The sequence below is a fragment of the Rhizobium hidalgonense genome, assembly GCF_002914525.1.
GTDB classification, from domain to species: Bacteria; Pseudomonadota; Alphaproteobacteria; order Rhizobiales; family Rhizobiaceae; genus Rhizobium; species Rhizobium hidalgonense.
This window is the reverse complement of sequence record NZ_LODW01000004.1, coordinates 1-2,326: the sequence shown is the minus strand read 5'-3', so window position 1 is coordinate 2,326 and position 2,326 is coordinate 1. Positions and strand designations below refer to the sequence as shown.

Below are 2,326 nucleotides of genomic sequence, written 5' to 3'. Positions count from 1 at the left end.
GATCCCAGCTTCCCCTGCAGTAAAGCACAGATTTGAGAGACAATTCCTGTGCTCGTCACAGGAATCCAGTGCGCCCAAGTCCTGGGCGCGGGAGACTCTCCCCTTAAGGTATTGCTTCATTCACCGCGCAGACGCGCGGTGGCTGGATTCCTGTGACGAGCACAGGAATGAGGGAGCAGAAGTGAGCGCTCCCGGCAAAACGCCACTTCCAACCCTACGCCCGGCCATCCGGCAAGGTCAAAATCACCGGACCATTCCGCGTCGCGACCACCGTATGTTCATATTGCACGGTCGGTGCCTGCGGATCGGCATAGAGCGTCCACGCGTCGTCGCCGCCTTCGGCCCATGTCGCACCGAGCGACAGGAAGGGCTCGACCGTGAAGACGAGGCCGTCCGTCATGACACGTTTTTCCGAAGGGTCCGGCCAGGTCGAAAGCTCGGCCGGCTCCTCGTGCAGCGAGCGGCCGACGCCGTGGCTCGCCAGATTGGCGACGAGCGTATAGCGGTTCTTCTGCGCAAAGGCGCCGACGGCGGTGCCGATCTTTGCCAGCGGCTCACCTGATTTCACCTGGTTGAGCCCGACCCAGAGCGCCCGTTTGCCGTCGCGGCAGAGCTTGTCGATCTTCGGCTTGACCGGCGGCATCGCAAAGGAGGCGCCGGTATCGGCGAAAAAGCCGTCCTTCTCCGCCGAAACGTCGATATTGATGAGATCGCCGGCGCGGATGACACGGGGACCGGGAATGCCGTGGGCGATTTCCTCGTTGATGCTGATGCAGGTCGCACCCGGAAACTGGTAGCAGAACTCCGGCGCCGAGCGCGCGCCTGAATCCTCTAGCACCTTGCGGCCGATCCGATCGAGTTCCAGCGTCGTCATGCCGGGCTCCATCGCCGCCGCCATCACCTGGATGGCGTTGGCGCAGATGCGGCCGATTTCCTTGAGCTTTGCCAGTTCGTCGTCATTTGCGATAACCATTCGTCTCTTCCGGCCTTGCACCGGCCGCCGCGGCCGCCTCAAGCCGTGGCTTTCGCCCCTTCGCCCTTTTCAGTCAATGCCTTTCTGACGATCGGCGCCACTTTCGTGCCGTACAGTTCGATGCCGCGCATGATCTGGTCATGCGGCATCAGGCCGATCGCCATTTGCAGCAGGAAGCGGTCGTTTTTGAAAAGCGCGTGCTGTGCGATGATCTTTTCGGCCACCACCTCGGGATCGCCAACGAAGAGCGCACCGTTCGGTCCGCGCGACATGTCGAAATGGGCCCGGCTGGTCGGTCCCCAGCCGCGCTCGCGGCCGATGCGGTTCATTACTTCGGCCTGCGGCCCGTAAAACTGCTCGGCGGCAGCCGCCGTCGTTTCGGCAATGAAGCCGTGGACATTGATGCTGGTCTTCAGCTTCGCCTGGTCCTGCCCTGCCCGGCGCGCTGCCTCGCGGTAGAGATCGAACAGCGGCGCGAATCGACGCGGCTCGCCCCCGATGATCGCCAGCGCCACCGGCAGGCCGAGCGCACCGGCGCGCGCCACCGACTGCGGCGTGCCGCCGACGGCAACCCACAAAGGCAGCGGATCCTGCAGCGGCCTGGGATAGACGCCGCGCCCGTTGATCGGTGCACGCATCTCACCTTTCCACTCCACGACTTCACCATCGCGCAGCGCCAGCAGCAGATCGAGCTTCTCCTCGAAAAGCTGGTCGTAATCTTCGAGATTGTAGCCGAACAGCGGGAAGGACTCGATGAACGAGCCACGCCCCGCCATGATTTCGGCCCGGCCGTTGGAAATCAGGTCGAGCGTCGAAAACTGCTGGAAAACGCGCACCGGATCGTCGGAGGACAGCACGGTAACGGCGCTGGTCAGCCGGATGTTTTTCGTCTTGACGGCCGCCGCCGCCAGCGCGACGGCCGGCGCCGACGCCGCATAGTCCGGCCGATGATGTTCGCCGAGCCCGAAGACGTCGAGTCCCACCTGATCGGCAAGCTCGATCTCCTCGATCAGATGCTTCAGCCGCTCGGCCCCTTCCGCTCCCTTGCTACGGGAAGGGTTGGGATTGACATCGGCGAATGTGTAAAGGCCCAATTCCATCGTCGGCATCCTGTTGAACTCAGCCCGGAGATAAGGATGGCGGGGATGGAGCGCAAATACAAATTCTGGAACGGAACGTTCGAGAATTTCGATAGGCGTCCGTATGTGTTTGAGTGGCCGATGCTCGTGTCAGTTGGCTGATCGAACGCGTGTTACAGAGTCTTTGCGCCGTAGACACGGCGCTGCTGGATTCCTGTGACAAGCACAGGAATTGTCTCTCAAATCTGTGCTTTACTGCAGGGGAAGCTGGGAT

General features: G+C 62.4%; 2 protein-coding genes. Both read right to left on the bottom strand.

Annotated elements, in window-relative coordinates:
• Positions 1 to 214 precede the first annotated feature (214 nt).
• Positions 215 to 973 carry a type I methionyl aminopeptidase gene (gene map, locus ATY29_RS00055; RefSeq protein WP_003565636.1) on the bottom strand — a complete coding sequence of 253 codons (759 nt, stop codon included), beginning with the start codon at positions 971 to 973 and terminating at the stop codon, positions 215 to 217.
• Between the two features lie 38 nt (positions 974 to 1,011).
• Positions 1,012 to 2,073 carry an LLM class flavin-dependent oxidoreductase gene (locus tag ATY29_RS00050; RefSeq protein WP_003565639.1) on the bottom strand — a complete coding sequence of 354 codons (1,062 nt, stop codon included), beginning with the start codon at positions 2,071 to 2,073 and terminating at the stop codon, positions 1,012 to 1,014.
• Between the last annotated feature and the right edge of the window lie 253 nt (positions 2,074 to 2,326).

Bases quoted from the DNA above. Each gene is read 5' to 3' on its own strand.
- map (WP_003565636.1), bottom strand. From the start codon at position 973: ATGGTTATCGCAAATGACGACGAACTGGCAAAGCTCAAGGAAATCGGC.
- ATY29_RS00050 (WP_003565639.1), bottom strand. From the start codon at position 2,073: ATGGAATTGGGCCTTTACACATTCGCCGATGTCAATCCCAACCCTTCC.